Source organism: Pedobacter cryophilus (assembly GCF_005116455.1).
Taxonomy (GTDB): Bacteria; Bacteroidota; Bacteroidia; order Sphingobacteriales; family Sphingobacteriaceae; genus Pseudopedobacter; species Pseudopedobacter cryophilum.
In genome coordinates this window covers 189,381-209,682 of record NZ_SWBP01000003.1, presented here as the reverse complement: position 1 = coordinate 209,682, position 20,302 = coordinate 189,381, and the positions used below count along the sequence as shown (strand labels likewise).

Annotated in this window: 15 protein-coding genes; 10 read left to right on the top strand and 5 right to left on the bottom strand. The window is 33.5% G+C overall.

The window, feature by feature from the left end:
* Window positions 1-885 (top strand): Ppx/GppA phosphatase family protein, encoded by an 885-nt coding sequence (locus FA046_RS09950; RefSeq protein ID WP_136826257.1) that lies wholly within the window; start codon window positions 1-3, stop codon window positions 883-885.
* Window positions 886-2,076: 1,191 nt separating this feature from the next.
* Window positions 2,077-5,475, top strand: a complete 3,399-nt coding sequence (galA, locus tag FA046_RS09945) for a beta-galactosidase GalA (RefSeq protein ID WP_136826256.1) — start codon at window positions 2,077-2,079, stop codon at window positions 5,473-5,475.
* Between the two features lie 76 nt (window positions 5,476-5,551).
* Here galA and FA046_RS09940 read toward each other — a convergent pair whose 3' ends face one another.
* The 5 genes from FA046_RS09940 to FA046_RS09920 form a co-directional block, all read right to left on the bottom strand.
* On the bottom strand, window positions 5,552-6,610 hold the full coding sequence (locus tag FA046_RS09940) for a phytase (RefSeq protein WP_136826255.1): 1,059 nt from the start codon (window positions 6,608-6,610) through the stop codon (window positions 5,552-5,554).
* Window positions 6,611-6,683: 73 nt separating this feature from the next.
* Window positions 6,684-8,111 carry a purple acid phosphatase family protein gene (locus tag FA046_RS09935; RefSeq protein ID WP_136826254.1) on the bottom strand — a complete coding sequence of 476 codons (1,428 nt, stop codon included), beginning with the start codon at window positions 8,109-8,111 and terminating at the stop codon, window positions 6,684-6,686.
* 11 nt (window positions 8,112-8,122) lie between these two features.
* Window positions 8,123-9,514, bottom strand: a complete 1,392-nt coding sequence (locus FA046_RS09930; protein ID WP_136826253.1) for a purple acid phosphatase family protein — start codon at window positions 9,512-9,514, stop codon at window positions 8,123-8,125.
* Between the two features lie 75 nt (window positions 9,515-9,589).
* Window positions 9,590-12,535: a TonB-dependent receptor gene (locus tag FA046_RS09925; RefSeq protein ID WP_136826252.1), complete on the bottom strand. Its 2,946-nt coding sequence runs from the start codon at window positions 12,533-12,535 to the stop codon at window positions 9,590-9,592.
* A gap of 249 nt (window positions 12,536-12,784) precedes the next feature.
* Window positions 12,785-14,413 carry a tetratricopeptide repeat protein gene (locus tag FA046_RS09920; protein ID WP_136826251.1) on the bottom strand — a complete coding sequence of 543 codons (1,629 nt, stop codon included), beginning with the start codon at window positions 14,411-14,413 and terminating at the stop codon, window positions 12,785-12,787.
* Between the two features lie 315 nt (window positions 14,414-14,728).
* Here FA046_RS09920 and FA046_RS09915 point away from each other — a divergent pair, with 315 nt between their 5' ends.
* From FA046_RS09915 to FA046_RS09880, 8 genes are all read left to right on the top strand, one after another.
* Window positions 14,729-15,367 carry a Crp/Fnr family transcriptional regulator gene (locus tag FA046_RS09915; protein ID WP_136826250.1) on the top strand — a complete coding sequence of 213 codons (639 nt, stop codon included), beginning with the start codon at window positions 14,729-14,731 and terminating at the stop codon, window positions 15,365-15,367.
* Window positions 15,368-15,439: 72 nt separating this feature from the next.
* On the top strand, window positions 15,440-16,237 hold the full coding sequence (locus FA046_RS09910; RefSeq protein ID WP_136826249.1) for a sulfite exporter TauE/SafE family protein: 798 nt from the start codon (window positions 15,440-15,442) through the stop codon (window positions 16,235-16,237).
* Between the two features lie 7 nt (window positions 16,238-16,244).
* The gene (locus FA046_RS09905; protein ID WP_136826248.1) at window positions 16,245-16,454 is read left to right on the top strand and encodes a hypothetical protein; all 210 of its coding nucleotides are present in this window, start codon (window positions 16,245-16,247) and stop codon (window positions 16,452-16,454) included.
* Between the two features lie 10 nt (window positions 16,455-16,464).
* Window positions 16,465-16,929, top strand: a complete 465-nt coding sequence (locus FA046_RS09900) for a methyltransferase family protein (protein ID WP_136826247.1) — start codon at window positions 16,465-16,467, stop codon at window positions 16,927-16,929.
* A 113-nt stretch (window positions 16,930-17,042) separates the two neighbouring features.
* Window positions 17,043-18,461: an MBL fold metallo-hydrolase gene (locus tag FA046_RS09895; RefSeq protein ID WP_136826246.1), complete on the top strand. Its 1,419-nt coding sequence runs from the start codon at window positions 17,043-17,045 to the stop codon at window positions 18,459-18,461.
* 32 nt (window positions 18,462-18,493) lie between these two features.
* The gene (locus FA046_RS09890) at window positions 18,494-18,817 is read left to right on the top strand and encodes a rhodanese-like domain-containing protein (RefSeq protein WP_136826245.1); all 324 of its coding nucleotides are present in this window, start codon (window positions 18,494-18,496) and stop codon (window positions 18,815-18,817) included.
* Between the two features lie 86 nt (window positions 18,818-18,903).
* The gene (locus tag FA046_RS09885) at window positions 18,904-19,737 is read left to right on the top strand and encodes a universal stress protein (RefSeq protein WP_136826244.1); all 834 of its coding nucleotides are present in this window, start codon (window positions 18,904-18,906) and stop codon (window positions 19,735-19,737) included.
* A gap of 2 nt (window positions 19,738-19,739) precedes the next feature.
* Window positions 19,740-20,300 carry a YeeE/YedE family protein gene (locus FA046_RS09880; protein ID WP_136826243.1) on the top strand — a complete coding sequence of 187 codons (561 nt, stop codon included), beginning with the start codon at window positions 19,740-19,742 and terminating at the stop codon, window positions 20,298-20,300.
* Window positions 20,301-20,302 lie beyond the last annotated feature (2 nt).

The following is a 20,302-nucleotide window of genomic DNA, read 5'->3' as shown; positions in this document are numbered from 1 at the left end:
TTGAGATACGCAGCAATTGACATAGGTTCTAACGCTATTAGACTTTTAATAGCCGACATTACAGATAATGACGGAATTATTTCTTTTAAGAAAAACACCTTAATTAGAGTGCCTTTAAGATTAGGAGATAATGCCTTTTTAGATCATTTTATCTCTGATAAAAAATCGGAAGAGTTAATTAAATCTATGGTGGCCTTTAGAAACCTGATGGATGTTTATAAGGTGACTGATTATATGGCCTGTGCTACATCAGCCCTTAGAGAAGCCGAAAACGGCCCCGAACTGGTAAAACAAATTAAGGAATTAGCCAATATTGAATTAGAAATTATAGGCGGACAAAGAGAAGCCAATATTATATATTCTAGTCATTTTGAGCAAACTTTAGATAGAAAAAAGAACTATTTATATATTGATGTTGGTGGCGGCAGTACAGAGTTATCTGTTTTTAGCGATGGTGAAATGTTGGCTTCAAAATCTTTTGATTTGGGTACCATTAGGATATTAGATAATCAGGATAAAGATGAAACTTGGGAAAGTTTAAAGGAATGGATAAAAGTAGAAACCAAAAACTTTAGAGGAATTGCCGGCATTGGAACGGGTGGTAACATTAATAAGTTATTTAAGCTTTCAGAAGAAAAAGATGGTGCACCTTTAAGTTATGTTAAGTTAAAAGCTCTTTTTGCATATCTCAATTCATTTTCTCTAAAAGACCGAATAAACACTTTAGGATTAAATCAAGATAGGGCCGATGTGATTATACCAGCCTGCGAAATTTTCCTAACCATTATGAAATGGGCCAGTATTAAACACATATTTGTGCCTAAAGTGGGTTTGGTTGATGGGATTATTCAGCTTTTGATTGAGAAGAATTTTGATCAGAAGTAAAATGCTGATTTCCTAAATTTTATAAGGCTTAATTTTCAGGCAGGGTCTCTCGTAGAGGACCCTGCGTTTTTTTAATTTTGGTTCTCAACTTTCCGCAATAAGAAAACTAAATTCGATTTAATTCCAAAAAAAAACAATCTTCCTTTCCAAATCTTCATAGGCCATCCTTACTTTGTCGCTTTGCATAACGACTTTGCAAAGGCACAAACTCCATTGGAATAGTGAATTTCAAAATTAGCCTTAGAAGTAGCCAGACAAACCAAAGTACACCGTCTAATTCCGCCTTGGCGATTGCGGGTAGCATTGAAGAAATATTTGCAGAATCTTTGTAGCAATCGGCGTAGCGGTGGCATTTTGTTACTTTTTTGCTAAAGAAAAAGTAATAGGCCTCCGCGGCTATGAGCGGCGAGATTATGAAATAAAATACTAAATTTCAATTTTGACGATAATTTCCCAAACGCTCAAAGGGCTTTCCGTCCCTAATGGCGGGACAAGCCTAGTTCCTTTTTTCTTGATAAAAAAGTAACCAAAAAATCAAGGCGGATGAATATTTGTTCAGTTAGCCTCAATAAATCTTTAACCTCCTGCCTGCCGGCAGGCAAACCGAAGCCGTGGGAATGGCAGTGAATCAACAAAGTTTATGCAACACTCGTCGGTTTGCTGAGGGCACTGCTTTAGGTAAGTTTCTGAAAAAGATTTATTGGCCTTCCTTTCCAAATCTTCAAAGGCCGGCCTTGCTTTGCCGCTCTGCATTGTTACTCTGCATAACGACTTTGCAAAGGCATAAACTCCATTGGAATAGTGAATTTCAAAATTAGCCTTAGAAGTAGCCATACAAACCAAAGTACACCGTCTAATCCCGCCTTGGCATTAGCGGTAGTGATGAAGAGGTTAAAGAAGAAACTTTGTAGCTAATGGCGCCTGCCTGCCGGCAGGCAGGTAGCGGCGGCGTTTTGGTCCTTTTGCGCTGAAGCAAAAGGACTAGGCAAACCGCGGCTATGAGCGGCGAGAATTTCAATTGAAAAACAAAATAGCAATTGAAATGTGAAAAAGGATAAAAACCTACAACTTTCATCCTTAAACTCCCCTAAACATTAAAAAGCAAATAAAATTTAAATAGTTAATCTATAAATTTTTAAGGCTTTAGAGAAATAAGATTGTGCTTCTACATTATAACAAGTACATTTAAAAATGAGTACAAAACAGCCTTTTAAATTTATATCATTAAGCCTATCTATTTTTATCCTCACTACTTCCATTGTTTTTGCACAAACAAATATTAGAAAATCTACCAATTTTGATGAAGATTGGTGCTTTAGTTTGGGGCATGCTGCCGATGCACCAAAAGATTTTAACTATTATCTTGGCAATATCTTTTCAAAATCTGGCAAAGCCGAAACTACCGCTATAGATCCAAAATTTAATGATAAAGCCTGGCGAAAATTAAATCTTCCGCATGATTGGGCAGTAGAACTTCCCTTTGTAAATTCAGATAATTTTGATGTTATGGCACATGGTTACAAACCTGTTGGCGGGCTTTATCCTGAGACCAGTATTGGCTGGTACCGAAAACATTTTTTGATCTCAAAAGCCGATTCGGGTAAGAGATATCAAATTCAATTTGATGGTATTTTTAGAGATGCAAACATTTGGATAAATGGATTTTATTTAGGAAACAACAAAAGTGGTTACCTCGGCGTAAGCTATGATATTACAGACTATTTAAACTTTACAAAAGAGAATATAATTGTAGTGAGGGCAGATGCCAGCCAGTACGAAGGTTGGTTTTATGAAGGAGCAGGTATTTATCGCCACGTTTGGTTAAATCAATTCAACAACGTTAATATTTTAGAAAATGGCGTATTTGTAAATGCAACTGTTGCAAATAAAATGGCTACAGTGAATATTGAAACCTCAGTACAAAATCAAAGTCTTTATCCGTCAACAGCAAGTGTTTATGCTTATGTAACAAATAGAAATGGCAAAAAAATTATTCAAACTGCAGAACAACCTTTAAACTTGGCAGTTAATGCACAATTCACTGTAAAACAAAAGGTGAGTTTAAATAGCCCAAGATTATGGTCTTTAGAAGATCCTTATTTGTATAAAGTAATTTCTATTGTAAAATCAAAAGGAAAAGTAATCGACTCGGTACAAACCCGATTAGGAATTAGAACTTTTAGGTTTGATGCTGAGCAAGGTTTATTTTTAAATGATAAACATGTAAAAATTAAAGGAACAAATAACCATCAAGACCACGCTGGTGTAGGTAGCGCAATGCCAGATGCTTTACAATATTATAGAATTAACTTGTTAAAAGAAATGGGTTCTAACGCTTATAGAACCAGTCATAATGCACCAACACCAGAATTGTTAGCCGCTTGTGATAGTTTGGGGATGTTGGTAATGGATGAGCAACGCTTGTTAAACAGCAGCCCTGAATACATTAATCAATTTGAAAAATTAATTAAAAGAGATAGAAATCATCCTTCCATTTTTATGTGGTCTATAGGGAATGAGGAAGGTTATATTCAAAGTAATTCTGTTGGTAAAAGATTAGCGCAAACTTTATTAGCAAAGCAAAAAGAATTAGACCCTACACGTACCAGCACTTACGCCGCAGATTTAGGTAATGTTTTTCAAGGTGTTAATGAAGTAATTCCGATAAGAGGATTTAATTACAGGGAATATGCTGTTGCAGATTATCATAAATCACATCCAAATCAGCCTGTAATTGGTACAGAAATGGGAAGTACTGTTACTACCAGAGGAATTTATGTGGCAGATTCCATAAGAGCTTATGTTCCTGATCAGGATATTACAGCGCCTTGGTGGGCAAGTAAAGCCGAAACATGGTGGACATTAGCAGCAGAAAACCCTTATTGGATGGGCGGTTTTATTTGGACAGGTTTTGATTATAGGGGAGAACCTACGCCTTACAAATGGCCTAATATTAATTCGCACTTTGGAGTGATGGATGTTTGCGGCTTTCCAAAAAATATTTATTACTACTACCAATCTTGGTGGACAGATAAAGATGTTCTCCATATTTCTCCGCATTGGAATTGGAAAGGCAAAGAAGGCGAACCTATTGAAGTTTGGGTAAATACCAATGCAGATGATGTAGAGCTACTTTTAAACGGTAAAAGTTTAGGTAAAAAAGTGATGCCTAGAAATAGCCATTTAACTTGGAACGTACCTTACGAGGCTGGAACTTTAGAAGCAATTGCTTACAAAAAGGGTAGAAAACTAGCTACCAAAGTAGAAACAACTGGCGAAGCCGATGAAATTGTGGTAACTCCTTATAAAACCACCATGAAAGCTGATGGAACAGATATTTCTATCATCAATATTTCTGTAGTAGATAAAGAAGGTAGAGAAGTGCCAGATGCCAATCAATTGGTTTCGTTTTCTTTTACAGGAGATGCTAAAATAATAGGCGTTGGTAATGGCGACCCAAGTAGTCATGAAGTAGATAAATTTATTGAAGGAAATTCTTACAGGAAACTCTTTAATGGCAAAGCCCAAGTGATTTTGCAAGCTGGAAAAAAAGTAGACATCATTAAATTTGAAGCTAAAGCCGAAGGTTTAAAAGCCGGAAGTACAGGCATTCATACCATTCAACCCGGCAATGTTGTTGCAGTAACTAACAAAAGCACTTCTAAATTACCTGTCAATAACATGGTTGGCGCTGATATTTCCTTCTTACCTCAATTAGAAGCAAGAGGAATGAAATTTTCTGATAAAGGTGTACAAAAGGATGCCATTCAAATTTTAAAGGAAAACGGTTTTAACTATGTGAGATTAAGGATATTTAATCAACCAGCCAATGCGAAAGGATATTCTCCAGAAAAAGGCTTTTGTAATTTGGAGCACACCAAGCAAATGGCTAAAAGGGTGAAAGCAGCTGGAATGAAATTGTTATTAGATTTCCACTACAGTGATTACTGGGCTGATCCTGAAAAGCAATTTAAACCAGCGGCTTGGGAGAATTTGCCTTTCTCGGTTTTGAAAGATTCTTTAAACAAATATACCAGTTACGTAATCAAATCTTTGAAACAGCAAGGCACTACGCCTGATATGGTTCAAATTGGTAATGAGATCAATCATGGAATGGTTTGGCCAGAAGGGCATATTTCTAATTTAGATAGCTTGGCTCAGTTGGTTCAAGTAGGTATTTCAGGTGTAAAAGCCATTGATACAAATATTCCTATTATGTTGCATGTAGCTCTTGGCGGACAGCAAGATGAATCAATGTTTTTCTTCGACCAAATGTTAGCTCGAAAAATAAATTTTGATGTAATTGGCATGTCATACTACCCTAAATGGCATGGCACATTAGCCGATTTAAGAGACAATTTAACCAATATGAGCAAAAAGTATAACCAAGATATTATTTTGGTTGAGTACTCTGCTTTGAAAAAAGAAGTGAACGATATTGTATTAAATCTACCTAATAACAAAGGTAAAGGAACTTGCATTTGGGAACCCTTAAACACTTGGGAAAAGGTTTTTGATGAAAAAGGAAATTCAAATTCTCTGTTAGGAGTTTATAATCAGATCAGTAAGCAGTTTGAGATAAAGCCGTAAATAAGTTTATTAAAAAAGTAAAAAAGCCCTTAAAATGAGAATTTAAGGGCTTTTTTTATGAAATTATTTTAGTTGTCTAATTCACTTTTAAGTTATTAGCTTTTGCTAAATCCTCCCATCTATAAAATTGAAAAGTTTTATCATCGCTCATTGCTACAAATAATCCGTGTTTAAAATCATTGTTTAGGGGTACAGAAACTATATCAGAACCATCACTTTGGTTGGTTGAAACTTTGATAGATGTTATTAATGGATGATCATGTGGATTTTTTTTACCTTCTCTACTATAAACCTTAAACTCGTTGGCACTTTGGTCTGATACTAAAATGTATCCTGTGTTTTTTGAAGTTTTATAAATGCTGATGCCTTCGTTGTCTTCAGTAAATCCTTCTGTGGCAAATAATGCTAATTCTTGGTTTCCTTTTTTTGGATCGGCATAATATTTCCTTACCCCAAATTGCTCATCAGAATAATAAACATAACCCATTTCATTATCTACAGCAATGGCTTCAATTTCTTTTTTGCCACTATATTTTCCAAATTTACGTACCAATTTAGCTTGTACACTTCCTTTTCCATTATCAGATAATAAATATTGCCATAAATAAGAACCATCAGTTGGGCCAGTTTTTCTACCAACAATAGCATAAATATTATTAACCGAATCTGTATATAAAGCAATACCCATTAAATCTCTAAACTCGGTTCCTTTTTCTCTTTCAAAAACCCGTATACCGCCATTATCTAATGGTTTCATACTTGGTAATTCATAAATGCGCAGTTTGTGCGTAAATCTTTCGGTTGTAACTGCAATATCAACTTTACTTCCGTTTATTATTATTCCATAAGCTATATCCACGTTATCTGGTCTGTTTAAGTTCTTGATTGTTTTATCAGGAATTAACTTTCCTTTTAAATCAAAAACATATAATCCACCATTGGCATCTTTATCAGTTCCAATGACCAATGATTTTGAAGAATCTAAAGGGTTAATCCAAATTGCCGGATCATCTGTATCAAAATCAACGGCATCAGAAACATATAAAGGTTTAACAGCATCAACAGAAGAGTTAGAATTTAGACCTTTGCAAGAAACTATAAATACGTAAAAAAATAGGATGAAGATATATTTCATTTTAAAATTGTTTAAAAAACACACAGTGCTTTCACACTGCATGTTACACTAGAAAAGAAAAGGTTTTTAATATTTATTTTAAGCTTTTATCTTGTTTAAGTAGTTTTTCATCGGCTTTACTTACATCTTTCATCATGGTAAACTGGTCGCTAATTTTGCCATCACTACTCAACCATTTTAAGTCTAAACGATTGCCTTTTACTTCTAAAATTACTGCTCCGCCAATTGAGTTATTTGAGTAAACCATGGCATCATGAGGGTAGGTTTCTTTTTGACCACCAAAAGCACCTGCCGAACCACTTACTACATAAACAGTTCCTTTGTTGTTAGTAGCAGTTTTTAGGTAAGGAGAAGAATTTTTTGAACCGTCATATTTAGCAGTTGACGAACTTATTTCATGTTTTTTAGCGTCAAAATCAGCTTCTTTACCAAAATAGCCGCTAATTAATTTAGTGCGCTCATAAACATGGCTATGCCCATTCAAAACTAAATCAACTCCGTATTCTTCAATGTTTTTGAGAAAATTTTCTCTGATTTTAACCAATAGCGTTTCAGTATCCGAATCATGAGAACCTTTAGTGTAAGGTGGGTGATGCCAATAAGCCACAACCCATTTCTTTTTGTTTACTTTTAAATCTTTAATCACCCAAGCAGTTTGTTCTCCCATTTGGTCATACATATACATCCCTTTGTTATCTGGTCCGTATGAATCCAATGCTAAAAAATGAACGTTTCCAATATCATAAGAGAAATAAGATTCAGTTCCTGATGGTACACCGCCTAATTCACCATTTATTGGAACTGTGAAATTTTGATAATAAGCCATTTTATTTTGATCTTTAGCTGACGCTGATGCAAAATCATGGTAATCATGATTACCAGGTACTGGATAAAGCGGATAATGCTTTAAGAGATCGTTTTTGTAAATGTTAAAAAACTTAGCTTGAAACTCGGCATCCGTTCCATCTGAATAGGCATTATCACCCATTAATATCCAAGCGTTTAACGGATTAGATTTAATATATTTTTCAACTTGGTCTCTCACTAAAATTTGATTTGGTGAATTATTACCACAATCTCCAAACCCAGCAACTCTTATCAGTTCTTCACTATCATTTTCTGGTAAGGTATAAAAATAGTTATCAGCATTACCTTGTAAAATAGTATCGGCAATACCGCCAATGCTATAATAATATTTAGTCATCGGCTTTAGGCCTGATAATTTTATCTCATGTTCACTTACTAATGTAGAGTCGTCTTTTATAAAATTTAACTGATTAGGGTTCAATCCATATTTAACTCTACTTCTGTCATAAACATTGGTTCTCCAACGAATAGACATAGTTGTTGGACCACCCATTTGTAAATAAGGTGCTCGCAATAATTCGGGTTGAACACCCATTAATTGCTTTCTTTTAGGTTTTGGAGCAGTAGCATTTTCTTGAGCTAAACAAAGCAAAGGAAAGAAAAGAATTACTATGATTGATTTGATATGTTTCATCTCGTTTGATTTTAATATTTGGGAATAGTGTTGTTGTGTAACCTTTCGCTGGTGCTTGGCACTTGCTCCTTAAATTTATTAGGTGCGTTTTGCTTTTTTTGCAAAGAGAATGAATCATAAAGCTCTCCAGTTGCTGTATAAGCCTCGAAAAGCAATTGGTCACCATCAATTTTAATCACTTGAAAAAGCTGCGTATTTTCTGCTTTACGTTCTAAATTAGCATCATAATTATTCCAAAGGTCTTTTCTAAAATTATACATTTTACCACCACTTACACTTACTACGTAAACAGTTCCAGCATTTGGGTCGAGTTTGTTAATTCCAGCTAATTCATTTTTAGCAACCGAACCTGCTTGTCCTCTGGCATAAGTATGGTCATGCCCTTGTAGCACTAAATCCACCTTATATTTGTCTAAAAGAGGCTTCCACATTTCTCTCAGTTCTTGGTTGTCTCGCTCATTAGCAGTAGAAAAAATAGGGTGGTGGAAACTTACTATTGTCCATTTATTGGGGTTATCTTTTAAAACAGATTCTAACCAAGGCACTTGCTCTTGCTGATTGGTGTTTGAGTTTAAAAGAATAAATCTTGTGTCCTGATAATCGAAAAAATAAGTAGTTTCTGATAGGCTTTTAGGTCCGTTTTCTGGTAAAGTAAATTGAGGTTTCCATTGAACGGATAGGTTTTTAGTTTTATCAGGTTGTGGAGCATCACTTAATGGGCGGTATTCATGATTTCCCGGAACTGGTACACTTGGTAACATTCCATGAATCCATCCTCCGGCTGTAAACCACTCATGCCACTGGCGTTCACTGTGTGCTTCAGAAACTAAATCACCAGCATGAATGATAAAACTTGCTTCGGGTGCTTTGCTAAAACCAGTTCTTATCAACCTTGACCATAGTTCTAAAATGAAATTTTGAGCATCTCCAACATATAAAAAAGAAAATGGCTTTGCGGTTTTACTGGCAGTTCTGAAATGGAACCATTCGCTCCAAATTTTGCCATCTCCAACTCTATAAGCATAAAGTGTATCAGGTAAAAGGTTTTCAAAAGTAACCGAGTGGTAGTTTGAAACAACTTCAGCAGTTTTTATAGCAGTTGCATCCATTGTTTCTGTTTTTGCCATAACATTAACAGCAGTTTTTCTTAGTCTTGGGGCGGCGTAAGCAATGGTAATTTGGGCTACAGCATTTTTTATTGTTGCATCAGTTCGCCAAGTTACACTTTGCTGTGTTGATGGATCGCCTGAAAATGTTAAAATGATATGGTCTGGCTGTTCTGTTGGTTTACTCCAATTTTTCGCAAATTGTGGTAAGTCATCATAAATAGAATTTTGTGCAAATACTAGTGATGAATAATGAAGACATGCTAGTGCTACAAGAGTGAAAAGTAATCTTTTCATAATTTGATATTTAAAATCGGGTAAAATAAATAAGAGGAAGCATTGTTAAAAATGCTTCCTCCTAGAGAAATAGAATTATAAGTTTAATGCTAAACCTAAGAAGAAACTTCTACCAGTTAAATCATGACGATCATATCTAGTCGTTACCCCTTGATAACCTTGTTCTGGAGCATTTGTTAAATTCCTTACTTGTGCAGAAATACTTAATTTTTTCTTTGGGAATTGATATTTACCAGATATATCATAGGTGGTACGGGCTGCATCATATCTATCAAAATCGGCCACAGAATAACCACTTGCTACTGCTAATAAAACGTTAGCAGATTCTGGACTTGCAGCTTGAGTTAAGAAATCACTTCTATGACTGGTAGCAAATCTAAATTCGAAACCTTTTTTCTGATAATATAAAGCACCATTATAAACATTGTTTGCTTGTCTAAATAATGGTAGAGTTTCGTTTGGTCTATTTGGCAATGTTACTTTAGAGTCTATTAAGGCAAAGTTTGTTGAAAAACCTAAACCATTTAATAATCCTGGTAAGAAAATTAATGTTTGCTCATAAGAAAATTCCATTCCATATAAATTAGCATCATCAGCGTTTGTGGTTTGTGAGAAAGTTAATTGTTGGTATTGTCTACCATCATAAAAAATATCTCTTTGAACCTGACTTATTCTATAAATTTGGTTTTGAATCTTTTTGTAGAAACCACCAACTGACACTATACCACCGTTTGGAATATAATATTCAAAAGCTAAATCTAAGTTGCTAGATAAATATGGCTTCAATCCTGGATTTGCTAAAGTTACTGAACCAGTAAATAACCCAGGTGTTGCTAATTCTGTATAGTTTAAATTTGTTGCACCTGATAAATCAGAATAGTTAGGACGACCCAAAGTATTTGTATAAGAAGCTCTGGTGATAAAATTCTTAATAGGTGTAAACTTTAATTGTAACGATGGTAAAAAGTTTGTGTAGTTGTTTGATGCTATTGTAGTACTAGGAGTTGCAACACCTCTATTAGTTGCTATTACAGCGTTTTCTGATGTAGTTTGTGTGTGTTCGACTCTTAAACCAGTAATAATGGTTAATTTTTTAAAATCTATAACACCCATTGCATAACCAGCAGTTACTGTTTCACTGTTTTTAAAATCATTCAAATATAATTGTTGATCAGTTACTAACTTATCAAAAACAAGTTTTGAAGTGTTATTTACGTTCGCTGGGTTATCAACAAATTCTTTAAATTTATTTACATTTCCGTGAACAAAAGGAGTGGCTCCACCTTGCGAAGGAACAGAAACAGGAAAATAGAATGGAGTTAATGAATAGGCATTAGCATTTGGTATGGTTACTCCGCCATAGCTCAAATCATAAGAATCTCTTGATCTGTCTGATTCTTTTGATCTGTCTCTGTATCTACCACCAAATTTGATAAACGCATTAGTTTTACCAACATTTAAATCGTATTTTAAATCAGTACTTATTTCATAAATATTCTCTGTTAATAAGCCAGTTGTAAAGTTTAAATTCCTTAGTTTGTAAATTTCAGGATCACTAGCCGTTGCAATATTATCAGGCGTTATTGTGAAAAAGAAAGGAGCTGTATCATAAGTGGAAGATAAACTAGGTTCTGTTGCAGTTGGATTTTCAAAAGTTGCGTCAAAGTTATTAAGGTTGGTTTTAGCTCTTGAGAAAGTTCCATATACATCTGTTGAAAGTTTACCAAAACGATTTTTGGTACCTAACGTATAACTGTATAAATTTTCTATTTCATTTGTAAAAGCTTGGTCTAATTCTCCAGAACCTCTCACAAATCTGCCTGTTGTTGGGGTTTGGTTAGTTGGTCTAGCACTACCAATTTGTAAGGTTAATTCAAATTCAGAATTTAACTGTGTTTCTTTTGTTTGAGTGTACAATGATTTTAAATAAATAGAACTGTTTTTTGATGGTCTATATTCAAAATCAGCTGATAAACCTAAACGGTCTCTTTCAATATCTTCTATTTGTAACTCAATTTCATTAGGGTAAAAATAATTAAAAAACTCCCATCCATCAGGGTCTAGTATAGAAGCACTAAAATCTCTTCTAAAGAAATTTGCAGAACCTACAACTCCAAATTTTTCATTTTTACCAAATCTTTTTCCAGCAGTTACGGCACCTCTAAAAGGAGCTCTAGTATTATCAAAACCACTTAAATCTACTTGTTGTGTTTGTACTAAGCCATCAACAGCAAAATTCACAAAAGGCTTTGCCTTATCAAATGCCGATAAGGTGTTTACATTAATTGTTCCACCAATGGCATTACCTTCCATATCTGGCGTATTGGTTTTAATCACTTCAATACTAGAGATAATTTCGGTTGGTAATAAATCTAACCCAGTAGCTCTGCTATCTCTAGTTGATGCTAACGTACTGTTGTTTAAAGTAACATTATTTAATGATGGTTGAATACCTCTGATAGATACAAATTGACCTTCACCTCTATCAGTTTCAATAGAAACACCCGAAACTCTTTGAGTAGCCTCTGCAACGTTTATATCTGGCAACCTACCAGCCTCGTTGGCAGTAATTACTTCCCTAATATTTAGAGCTTCTTTTTTTTGGTTGATACTTTGAATCTGACTTCTTCTCAAGCCAGTAACCACAACTTCACCTAAGGTTGTGGTTGAAGCTTCTAGTTCTACAAATAATTCTTGAGGAGTTTGAGATGCATTAACCGAAACTTCTTTGTTGGAAAAACCTAAATAGGTAACTACCAACATTTGACGACCTTCAGGTAAGTTAGAAAACCTAAAAAATCCTTCAGAATTTGTAGTAGATCTTAGTGTAGTACCTTTTAACTGAACATTTACACCTATTAAATATTCGCCTGTTTGTTTGTCTTTAATTCTACCAGAAACTACTGCATCTTCAGCTAACGGAAAAGCAACAGCTTGAAAACAAAAAAGCATAATAACCATGGTGATGAGGCTAGAAAGCTTTTCTTTTAAACGATAAGATTTTAAGTAATTCTTCTTCATAATTCTAATTAATTTTTGTTTTGATTTTTGAGAGTTTTTGTTTGTTGAGCAAAGATTAATCAGTAAAATTTGTGAGGCAATTTTACACCGTTACAAAAAAGCTACAAGTAATTTTAAAGCGTTAACAGACCGTAAACAATGAAAAATTAGGATATATAAATTATTGAAAAACAGTACTTTATGAATATATAATACTCCATTACCATTCTGTTACCGTTATGTTAGGTAATTGTGTGTGTTTAATTTTAATTAAAGCTGCTGTATAAATTGTAATAAATTTTCGCCTTCTGCCAATTGAAGTTTTTGACGGAGACGATATCTTGATGTTCTCAAACTGTCTTGCGAAATGCCTAACATGGTAGCAATATCAGCCGAGTTTAAATTCATTTTTAAAAGTGCTAATAATCTGAAATCTGATGGGGTTAAATTGTTAGCTCTCTTTTTAAGCTCAGTAAAGAATTTCTCATGTACTTGTTCAAAAATAATTCTGAAATCTTCCCAATTATTATCTTGATTATTGTTTTGGTTGATTAAGCCTAAAACCATCTTTATTTCTTTTTTCTGGTCTCTTTTATCATCTTTTAAAATTAGGTTGAGTTTAGATTTCAAATCCTCTAACAACTGATTTTTTTGGATAATGTGAAGAGTGTGGGTAGTGAGCTCTTTACTTTTAAGTTCTAATTCAAGTTTAAGGCTATCTTCTTTTATCAATTTATTACTAAGTTCAACCTCTAAAGCTCGTTTTTTAGTTTCATGTAAAACACGTTTGCTCTCCACTAATTTTGATTTATTAGCAATACTTATTTTTTGTTTATTGATGGTGTTAAACCCAATAAAAACAATAAGCATAATTACTACTAGCGTACCATAAATAACAATCTTGTTGATTTTTTTCTCATTTTCAAGCTTCAGTATTTCTTGATTTTTTTCCTGAAAAGAAAAAATGGTTTCCAATAATGCCATTTGTCTGTTAGAGCTTTCAGTAAAAATTTGAGCATATATTTTTTTCTCCTCAAGGCTGTAGAAATAGGCACTGTCAGCTCTTCCCATTAAATTGTAGGTTTTGGCAATATCTCTGTAGGCACTGCTCAGCTCGTAAAAGTCTTTGTAATTTAATGCCCAATTTTTAGCTTTAAAACTATATTTAAGAGCCGTATCAAGCTGATTGGTTTTTCGGTACATATCACCCAAATTGTTAAGAATTTCAATTTGAGCTATTTTATTCTTTTCTTTTTGATTGATCGCTAAAGCTTTTTGATAATAGTTTAAGGCAATTTTAAACTCACTTTTATCCTCGTAAATGCTTCCTAAATTTTCGTTTATTTTTGCTAAACCTTTTAAGTCATTTAATTTGAGATAACCATTAAAAGCAATATTTTGAAAATATAAGGCCGAGTCTAATTTCTTTTCCTTTTCATAAATCTGCCCTATAAGTCCATAAGTTTCAGCTAAACCTTTTTTATAGTTTAATTTCTTAAAAATTTGAAGTGCTTTGTTATAATTAGATAAAGCTGTAGCTCTTTTGCTATTGTAATAATAGGTTTGACCAATCTTATTCAAGTTTTCTGCGTAAAATAATTCGTTAAAATTTTTAAAAATCTTTCCAGCTTTATTGTAGCAATCTAATGCTTGTGTAAACGCACCTTGATTATAGAATATTAAACCAATCTGGCTATAGCATTGAGCCGTTGTTTTTTCATCCTTATTTTGTAAGGATTGATGAAGCAACTTGTTTAGAACATTAAAAGCTAAATAGGGCTCATATTGTAAAAGTTTTTCTGTTTGATTAAAATTTAAATTTTGTGGAGTCTTCCCAAAAAGGCTTAAAGAGAAACCATTGAATAAGATAATGGTAAAACTAACAGCTAAAATTTTCATCTTAATTTAATTATATAAATAAAAATCAAAACTACTCGCTCAAAAATTAACTTTTTATTAAATAATTGTTAGCTGTCAGTTTTGAAAACTCAAAGGTTTAAGAGTGTAATCTTCAACTAAAGGTTTTCAAGTTTGCCTTTAAAGTTGTAATGTTACCAAACCAACAATTGTGATTATTTTTATATAAAGATTGTTATTGCGAAGAACAACGAGGGCAATCTCTAAGCTACAAGCCACAAGACTTAATAAAAGTAGAAGCTTATAAAACCATAAGTTATTTATAAATACTAAATTTGAGTCATCAATTAAATCTTTATGCAAACCACTATAAGCCAATATATCAATAACCTTTTCCCTCAATTTGAGCCCGCTTTAAAACAGCTTTTAGCCGAAGTAGCCACTTTAAAAACATTTGCTGCCGGAGAAATGATGATGGAAACTGGTCAGTATTTTAAATCTACCGTACTTATTGTAGAAGGTAGAGCCAAATTATACCGACAAGGAGAAGAAGGAGGGGAATTTTTTATGTATTACCTAGAGCCGGGTAACGCTTGTGCTTTGTCATTAATTTGTGCTACCAAGCAAGAAACTAGCGAAGTAATGGCTAAAGCATTAGAAGATACTACCGTTTTAATGATTCCTATAGGGATGATGGATGATTTAATGAAGAATTATAAAACTTGGTATTATTTTGTTTTAGAAACCTATAGAACAAGGTTTCAGGAATTGTTAGAAGTAATAGATGGCGTTACTTTTAAAGGTTTAGATGAAAGGCTAATGTTTTATTTAACCAATCAATACAAAAAGTTAAAAACACGTCAATTAAGTATCACACACCAAGAAATTGCTACAGATCTTAACTCTTCAAGAGAGGTGATATCAAGATTATTAAAAAAAATGGAGCAAAGAGGAGAACTTTCTTTACAAAGAAATTATATTGAATGGTTAAAATAAGTGTTGATGTGACCTAAGTCACCATTAAAAGAAATTAAACTCAGAATCTTTGTAGAATAAGATTTTAAAAATATGGAATACATAGGTTATTTAGCATCAATTCTCATTGGTATAGCATTAGGTTTAATTGGTGGTGGCGGTTCAATTTTAACAGTCCCTGTTTTAGTTTATTTATTTGCAGTAGAACCCGTTTTGGCAACTGCTTATTCGCTTTTTATAGTAGGGCTTACTAGTGCAGTAGGTTCAGTTGGTTATTTTAGAAAAGGTTTAGTTAACATTAAAACAGCCATTGTTTTTGGTATTCCTTCTATTATTGCCGTTTTTTCTACCAGGGCTTTTATTGTACCGGCTATCCCAAAAGAAGTGTTTTCTATAGGCGATTTTATGGTTTCTAAAAACCTGTTACTCATGTTGTTTTTTGCTGTAATTATGATTTTAGCTTCTTACAGTATGATTAAAAAAGACAAGAAAAATGCAAATGAAAAGCCGGGTGAGCAAAAATTTAATTACCCATTAATATTGATAGAAGGGGCGGTTGTGGGTATAATTACAGGTTTAGTGGGTGCTGGTGGAGGTTTTTTAATTATCCCAGCCTTGGTGATATTAAGTAAACTACCCATGAAAGAGGCAGTAGGCACATCACTGGTTATTATTGCAGCAAAATCTTTAATTGGCTTTTTTGGTGAAGGAGGAGAAAGTATCATCGACTGGCAATTTCTATCCATCGTTTCGGCATTTGCCATAGTCGGGATATTTGTAGGAACTGCACTATCTAAAAAAATTAACGGAGAAAAACTTAAACCAGCATTTGGTTGGTTTGTATTAGTAATGGGTGTTTACATTATTGTTAAAGAATTATTTTTTAAGTAAATAGAACATGAAAGATAAATTATTAAACGATTGGAATTTCATGAGAGTTGTGAAATTACTTTTAGGAATTTACGTAGCTTATGATGCCATAGTATCAAAACAATACTTCTTGCTCATATTGGCGGTCTTATTCTTATATCAAGCTATATTTAATGTTTCTACATGCGGGATAAATGGCTGTTCAGTAAATCCAAACCCAATTAAAGAAAAACAATAAACAAATTGATATGCCTAAAATTAAAGACTTGGTTTACGTAACCTTACAATTCTCTTTAATTTTAGGCTATTTTTTTATCCCTCGTTTTCTTGCTTTTGAACTGCCCAATTATATTCAAATCTTTGCGCTAATTCTATCCATATTTGGTTTGTTTATTATTGTTTTAGCACTCATCCAACTCAACAAAAACCTTACACCTTTTCCTAGTCCAAAAGCTAATGCTGTTTTAATTAAGGAAGGCTTGTACCGCTACGTAAGGCATCCCATTTATACTGGTATTATTTTTTTCGTTTTCTTTTACGCACTACATACACATCATTTACCAAGATTATTTTTAGCCCTCCTTTTGTATGGCTTGTTTTCTTTTAAAAGTATCTATGAAGAAGCCATGCTCATTAATAAGTTTGCTGAGTATAAAAATTATCAAAAGCATACTGGGAGATTTTTTCCTCGTTTAAAAGCTTTATCACCATAATGTAAATAAAAGATCAGCACAAAATATTTTATTCGAAATAATGAACTCAGTGACCAAAGTCACCTTTTACACTCACTATATTCAAGATATTTGATTAACAAATTTAAAAACAGATGATAATTGAACAAATTTATACTGGATGTTTAGCACAAGGTGCATATTACATCCAAAGCAATGGCGAAGCTGCAATTATTGACCCATTAAGAGAAGTTCAACCTTATTTGGAAAAAGCAGAAAAGAATAACGCTAAAATCAAATATGTTTTTGAAACGCATTTTCATGCCGACTTTGTTTCTGGGCATATAGATTTAGCTCAAAAAACCGGAGCAACTATTGTTTACGGCCCCAATGCAAGTCCAGATTTTGATTTTTACGGAGCAAAAGATGGCGAAGAATTTAAGCTAGGAAACATCAGCATTAAAGTATTGCATACTCCTGGGCATACCATGGAAAGTACTTGCTTTTTGTTAAAAGATGAAACTGGTAAAGATGTAGCCTTATTCTCTGGCGATACCTTATTTATTGGTGATGTTGGTCGCCCAGATTTAGCTCAAAAAATTGTGGCCGATTTAACTCAAGATAAATTAGCAAGCTATTTATTTGATTCCTTAAGAAACAAAATTATGCCATTAGCTGATGATATTACAGTTTATCCGGCTCATGGTGCAGGTAGTGCTTGTGGTAAAAACATGAGTAAAGAAACCACCGATAGCTTAGGCAACCAAAAGAAAACAAATTACGCTTTAAGAGCTGATATGACTCGTGAAGAGTTTATAAAAGAAGTTACAGCTGGTCTTTTGCCTCCACCATCATATTTTCCTCAAAATGTAATGATGAACATACATGGTTACGAAAGCATAGATCAAGTTTTAGACCGCGGACAGCAAGCCTTAACGCCAGAAGCTTTTGAGTTAGTTGCTAATGAAACTGATGCGCTAATTTTAGATACTCGTGATCCTCAAACTTTTGCCAAAGGATTTATTCCTAATTCAATAAATATAGGGATTGACGGAAATTTTGCTCCTTGGGTAGGCGCTATGATTCCAGATGTGAATCAGAATATTTTATTGGTAACCGATAAAGACAGAGAAGAAGAAGTGGTAACCAGATTAGCCAGAGTAGGTTTCGACCGTACTTTAGGTTTCTTAAAAGGTGGCTTTGATAGTTGGAAAGCCGCAGGTATGGAAGTGGATGCTATTAAATCTATTGATGCTGATGAACTTGCCAATATCTTAGCTAAAGAAGAAATTAATATTTTAGATGTACGTAAAAACAGCGAATATTTAAGCGAACATGTAGAAAATGCTACAAATCTTCCTTTAGATTATATTAACGATCATTTAGCTGCTATAGATAAAAACAAAACTTATTATGTGCACTGTGCAGGTGGTTACAGATCTATGATTTTTAACTCCATTTTAAGAGCCCGAGGTTTTGATAATTTAATAGATGTAAAAGGTGGCTTTAAAGCCATAAAAGACAGCGAAAAAATTAAGGTAACTGATTTTGTTTGTCCAACTACTTTAAAATAATTGTAAGGTTAACGAATTTAAAAATCAAGAATATGTTTGAAATGTTTTTCAAAAAGAATCTAACTGATCTGGATGGTCAGGAATTCAAAAATCAACTTTTAGCAGATGAAAATGCTGTTCTTTTAGATGTGCGTACGGCAGGTGAGTTTCAATCAGGAACAATTTTATCAGCAAAAAACATTGATGTAATGGCTTCAGATTTTAATACTAAGCTATCAAAGCTAGATAAATCTAAAACCTATTTTGTTTTCTGCAGAAGCGGAAATCGTTCTGGCAATGCTGTAAACATGATGAAAAAAGAAGGCTTTAATGCTTTTAATTTAGTAGGCGGTATTGGCGCATTTCCAAAAAACTAAGCTCAATGAGATTTAGAGAAGCTGTTGTACCCATTATATAACAGCAGCGTTCTCTAAATTTTATCATTATTAAATAAAAAAAATTGATGAAAACCTTTAATATTTTAATTCCAACTGATTTTTCTGCCGAAAGTGAACAAGCGTTTCAATCTGCAATTGTGCTGGCTAAAAATTTAGATGCAAACATTCATTTACTGCATGTAATTCAAGCAAATGATGCCATTATAGCCGAAAATCCAGATTTGTCTGAAGCTGTTGATTTAGTAGCTTTTCATAAAAAAGAAGCAAATGCAATCCAAAAATTTAATGCTTTAAAAGAAGCCGGTTTAGATTTTGAACCTCACGTTAAAATTGGATTATTAACCAAAGAAATCAATAAAACCTCAAGGGAGCTTAACGCTAATTTGGTGATTATGGGAACCAAAGGATCATCAGGTTTTATGGAGAAAATATCTGGATCAGAAGCACAACATGTGGTAAGACAATTGGAAGTTCCGGTACTTACTTTAAGACCAGGAACATCTTTAAACGAATTAAAAAATATTCTTTTAGTTGCTGATTATGAGCATTTTGGTAAAGGTGAGCAAATCAATATGATTAAGCAAATAGCTGATGCCTTTGATAGCACTATTCATTTACTTCAAATTTTAAAAGAAGGAGATGAGCCTTATGCTGATGAGATTTTAGAACAAATGAAGTTTTTTGCTAAAGAGCATCAATTGGTGAAATTTGAAACCCATTTTTACAGAGATAAAAAAATAGCAGAAGGCGTAAGAAACTTCAATAAAGAAGCAGAAATGGATTTAGTTTGTATTAGAACACACGGCAGAAAAGGCATTAGTCATTTACTTTTTGGCAGCATTGCCGAAAGATTAGTGAATCATTGCCTTAAACCTTTATTAACCTTTCATTTAAAATAAATATGATACTTGAACTAATTAAACAACCTTGGTCGTGGTATTTTTCGGGAATTATGATTGTAGTTGTAATGCTCATTCTTTTATTCTGGGGAAAATCATTTGGCTTTTCAGCCAATTTAAGAACCATGTGTACCATTGCCGGAGCCGGTAAAAAAGTTAAATTTTTTGACTTTGATTGGAAAACACAAAAATGGAATTTATTCTTTTTAGTAGGATCTGTAATTGGAGGTTTTATAGCCTCAAATTTTTTGACTAATCCAGCAGATATGGAATTGTCGGCTAATACCATCCAAGATTTACAAAAACTTGGAATTTCATTTAATGGAGGTTTAAACCCATCAGAACTATTCTCTTTAGAATCTTTAAGTAGTCCAAAAATGCTTGCTCTCTTGCTTATAGGAGGGGTATTAGTAGGCTTTGGAGCCCGATATGCAGGTGGATGTACTTCTGGGCATGCTATATCTGGCTTATCAAATTTACAAGTTCCCTCATTAATAGCGGTTGTTGGCTTTTTTATTGGTGGATTAGTAATGACATTTTTAATTATGCCTCTAGTTTTTTAAAA

Coding starts and splice junctions, on each gene's coding strand:
- FA046_RS09900 (WP_136826247.1), top strand. CDS start 16,465: ATGCCTAAAATTAAAGACTTGGTTTACGTAACCTTACAATTCTCTTTA.
- FA046_RS09880 (WP_136826243.1), top strand. CDS start 19,740: ATGATACTTGAACTAATTAAACAACCTTGGTCGTGGTATTTTTCGGGA.
- FA046_RS09890 (WP_136826245.1), top strand. CDS start 18,494: ATGTTTGAAATGTTTTTCAAAAAGAATCTAACTGATCTGGATGGTCAG.
- FA046_RS09935 (WP_136826254.1), bottom strand. CDS start 8,111: ATGAAACATATCAAATCAATCATAGTAATTCTTTTCTTTCCTTTGCTT.
- FA046_RS09925 (WP_136826252.1), bottom strand. CDS start 12,535: ATGAAGAAGAATTACTTAAAATCTTATCGTTTAAAAGAAAAGCTTTCT.
- FA046_RS09910 (WP_136826249.1), top strand. CDS start 15,440: ATGGAATACATAGGTTATTTAGCATCAATTCTCATTGGTATAGCATTA.
- FA046_RS09885 (WP_136826244.1), top strand. CDS start 18,904: ATGAAAACCTTTAATATTTTAATTCCAACTGATTTTTCTGCCGAAAGT.
- FA046_RS09940 (WP_136826255.1), bottom strand. CDS start 6,610: ATGAAATATATCTTCATCCTATTTTTTTACGTATTTATAGTTTCTTGC.
- FA046_RS09920 (WP_136826251.1), bottom strand. CDS start 14,413: ATGAAAATTTTAGCTGTTAGTTTTACCATTATCTTATTCAATGGTTTC.
- galA (WP_136826256.1), top strand. CDS start 2,077: ATGAGTACAAAACAGCCTTTTAAATTTATATCATTAAGCCTATCTATT.
- FA046_RS09930 (WP_136826253.1), bottom strand. CDS start 9,514: ATGAAAAGATTACTTTTCACTCTTGTAGCACTAGCATGTCTTCATTAT.
- FA046_RS09905 (WP_136826248.1), top strand. CDS start 16,245: ATGAAAGATAAATTATTAAACGATTGGAATTTCATGAGAGTTGTGAAA.
- FA046_RS09895 (WP_136826246.1), top strand. CDS start 17,043: ATGATAATTGAACAAATTTATACTGGATGTTTAGCACAAGGTGCATAT.
- FA046_RS09915 (WP_136826250.1), top strand. CDS start 14,729: ATGCAAACCACTATAAGCCAATATATCAATAACCTTTTCCCTCAATTT.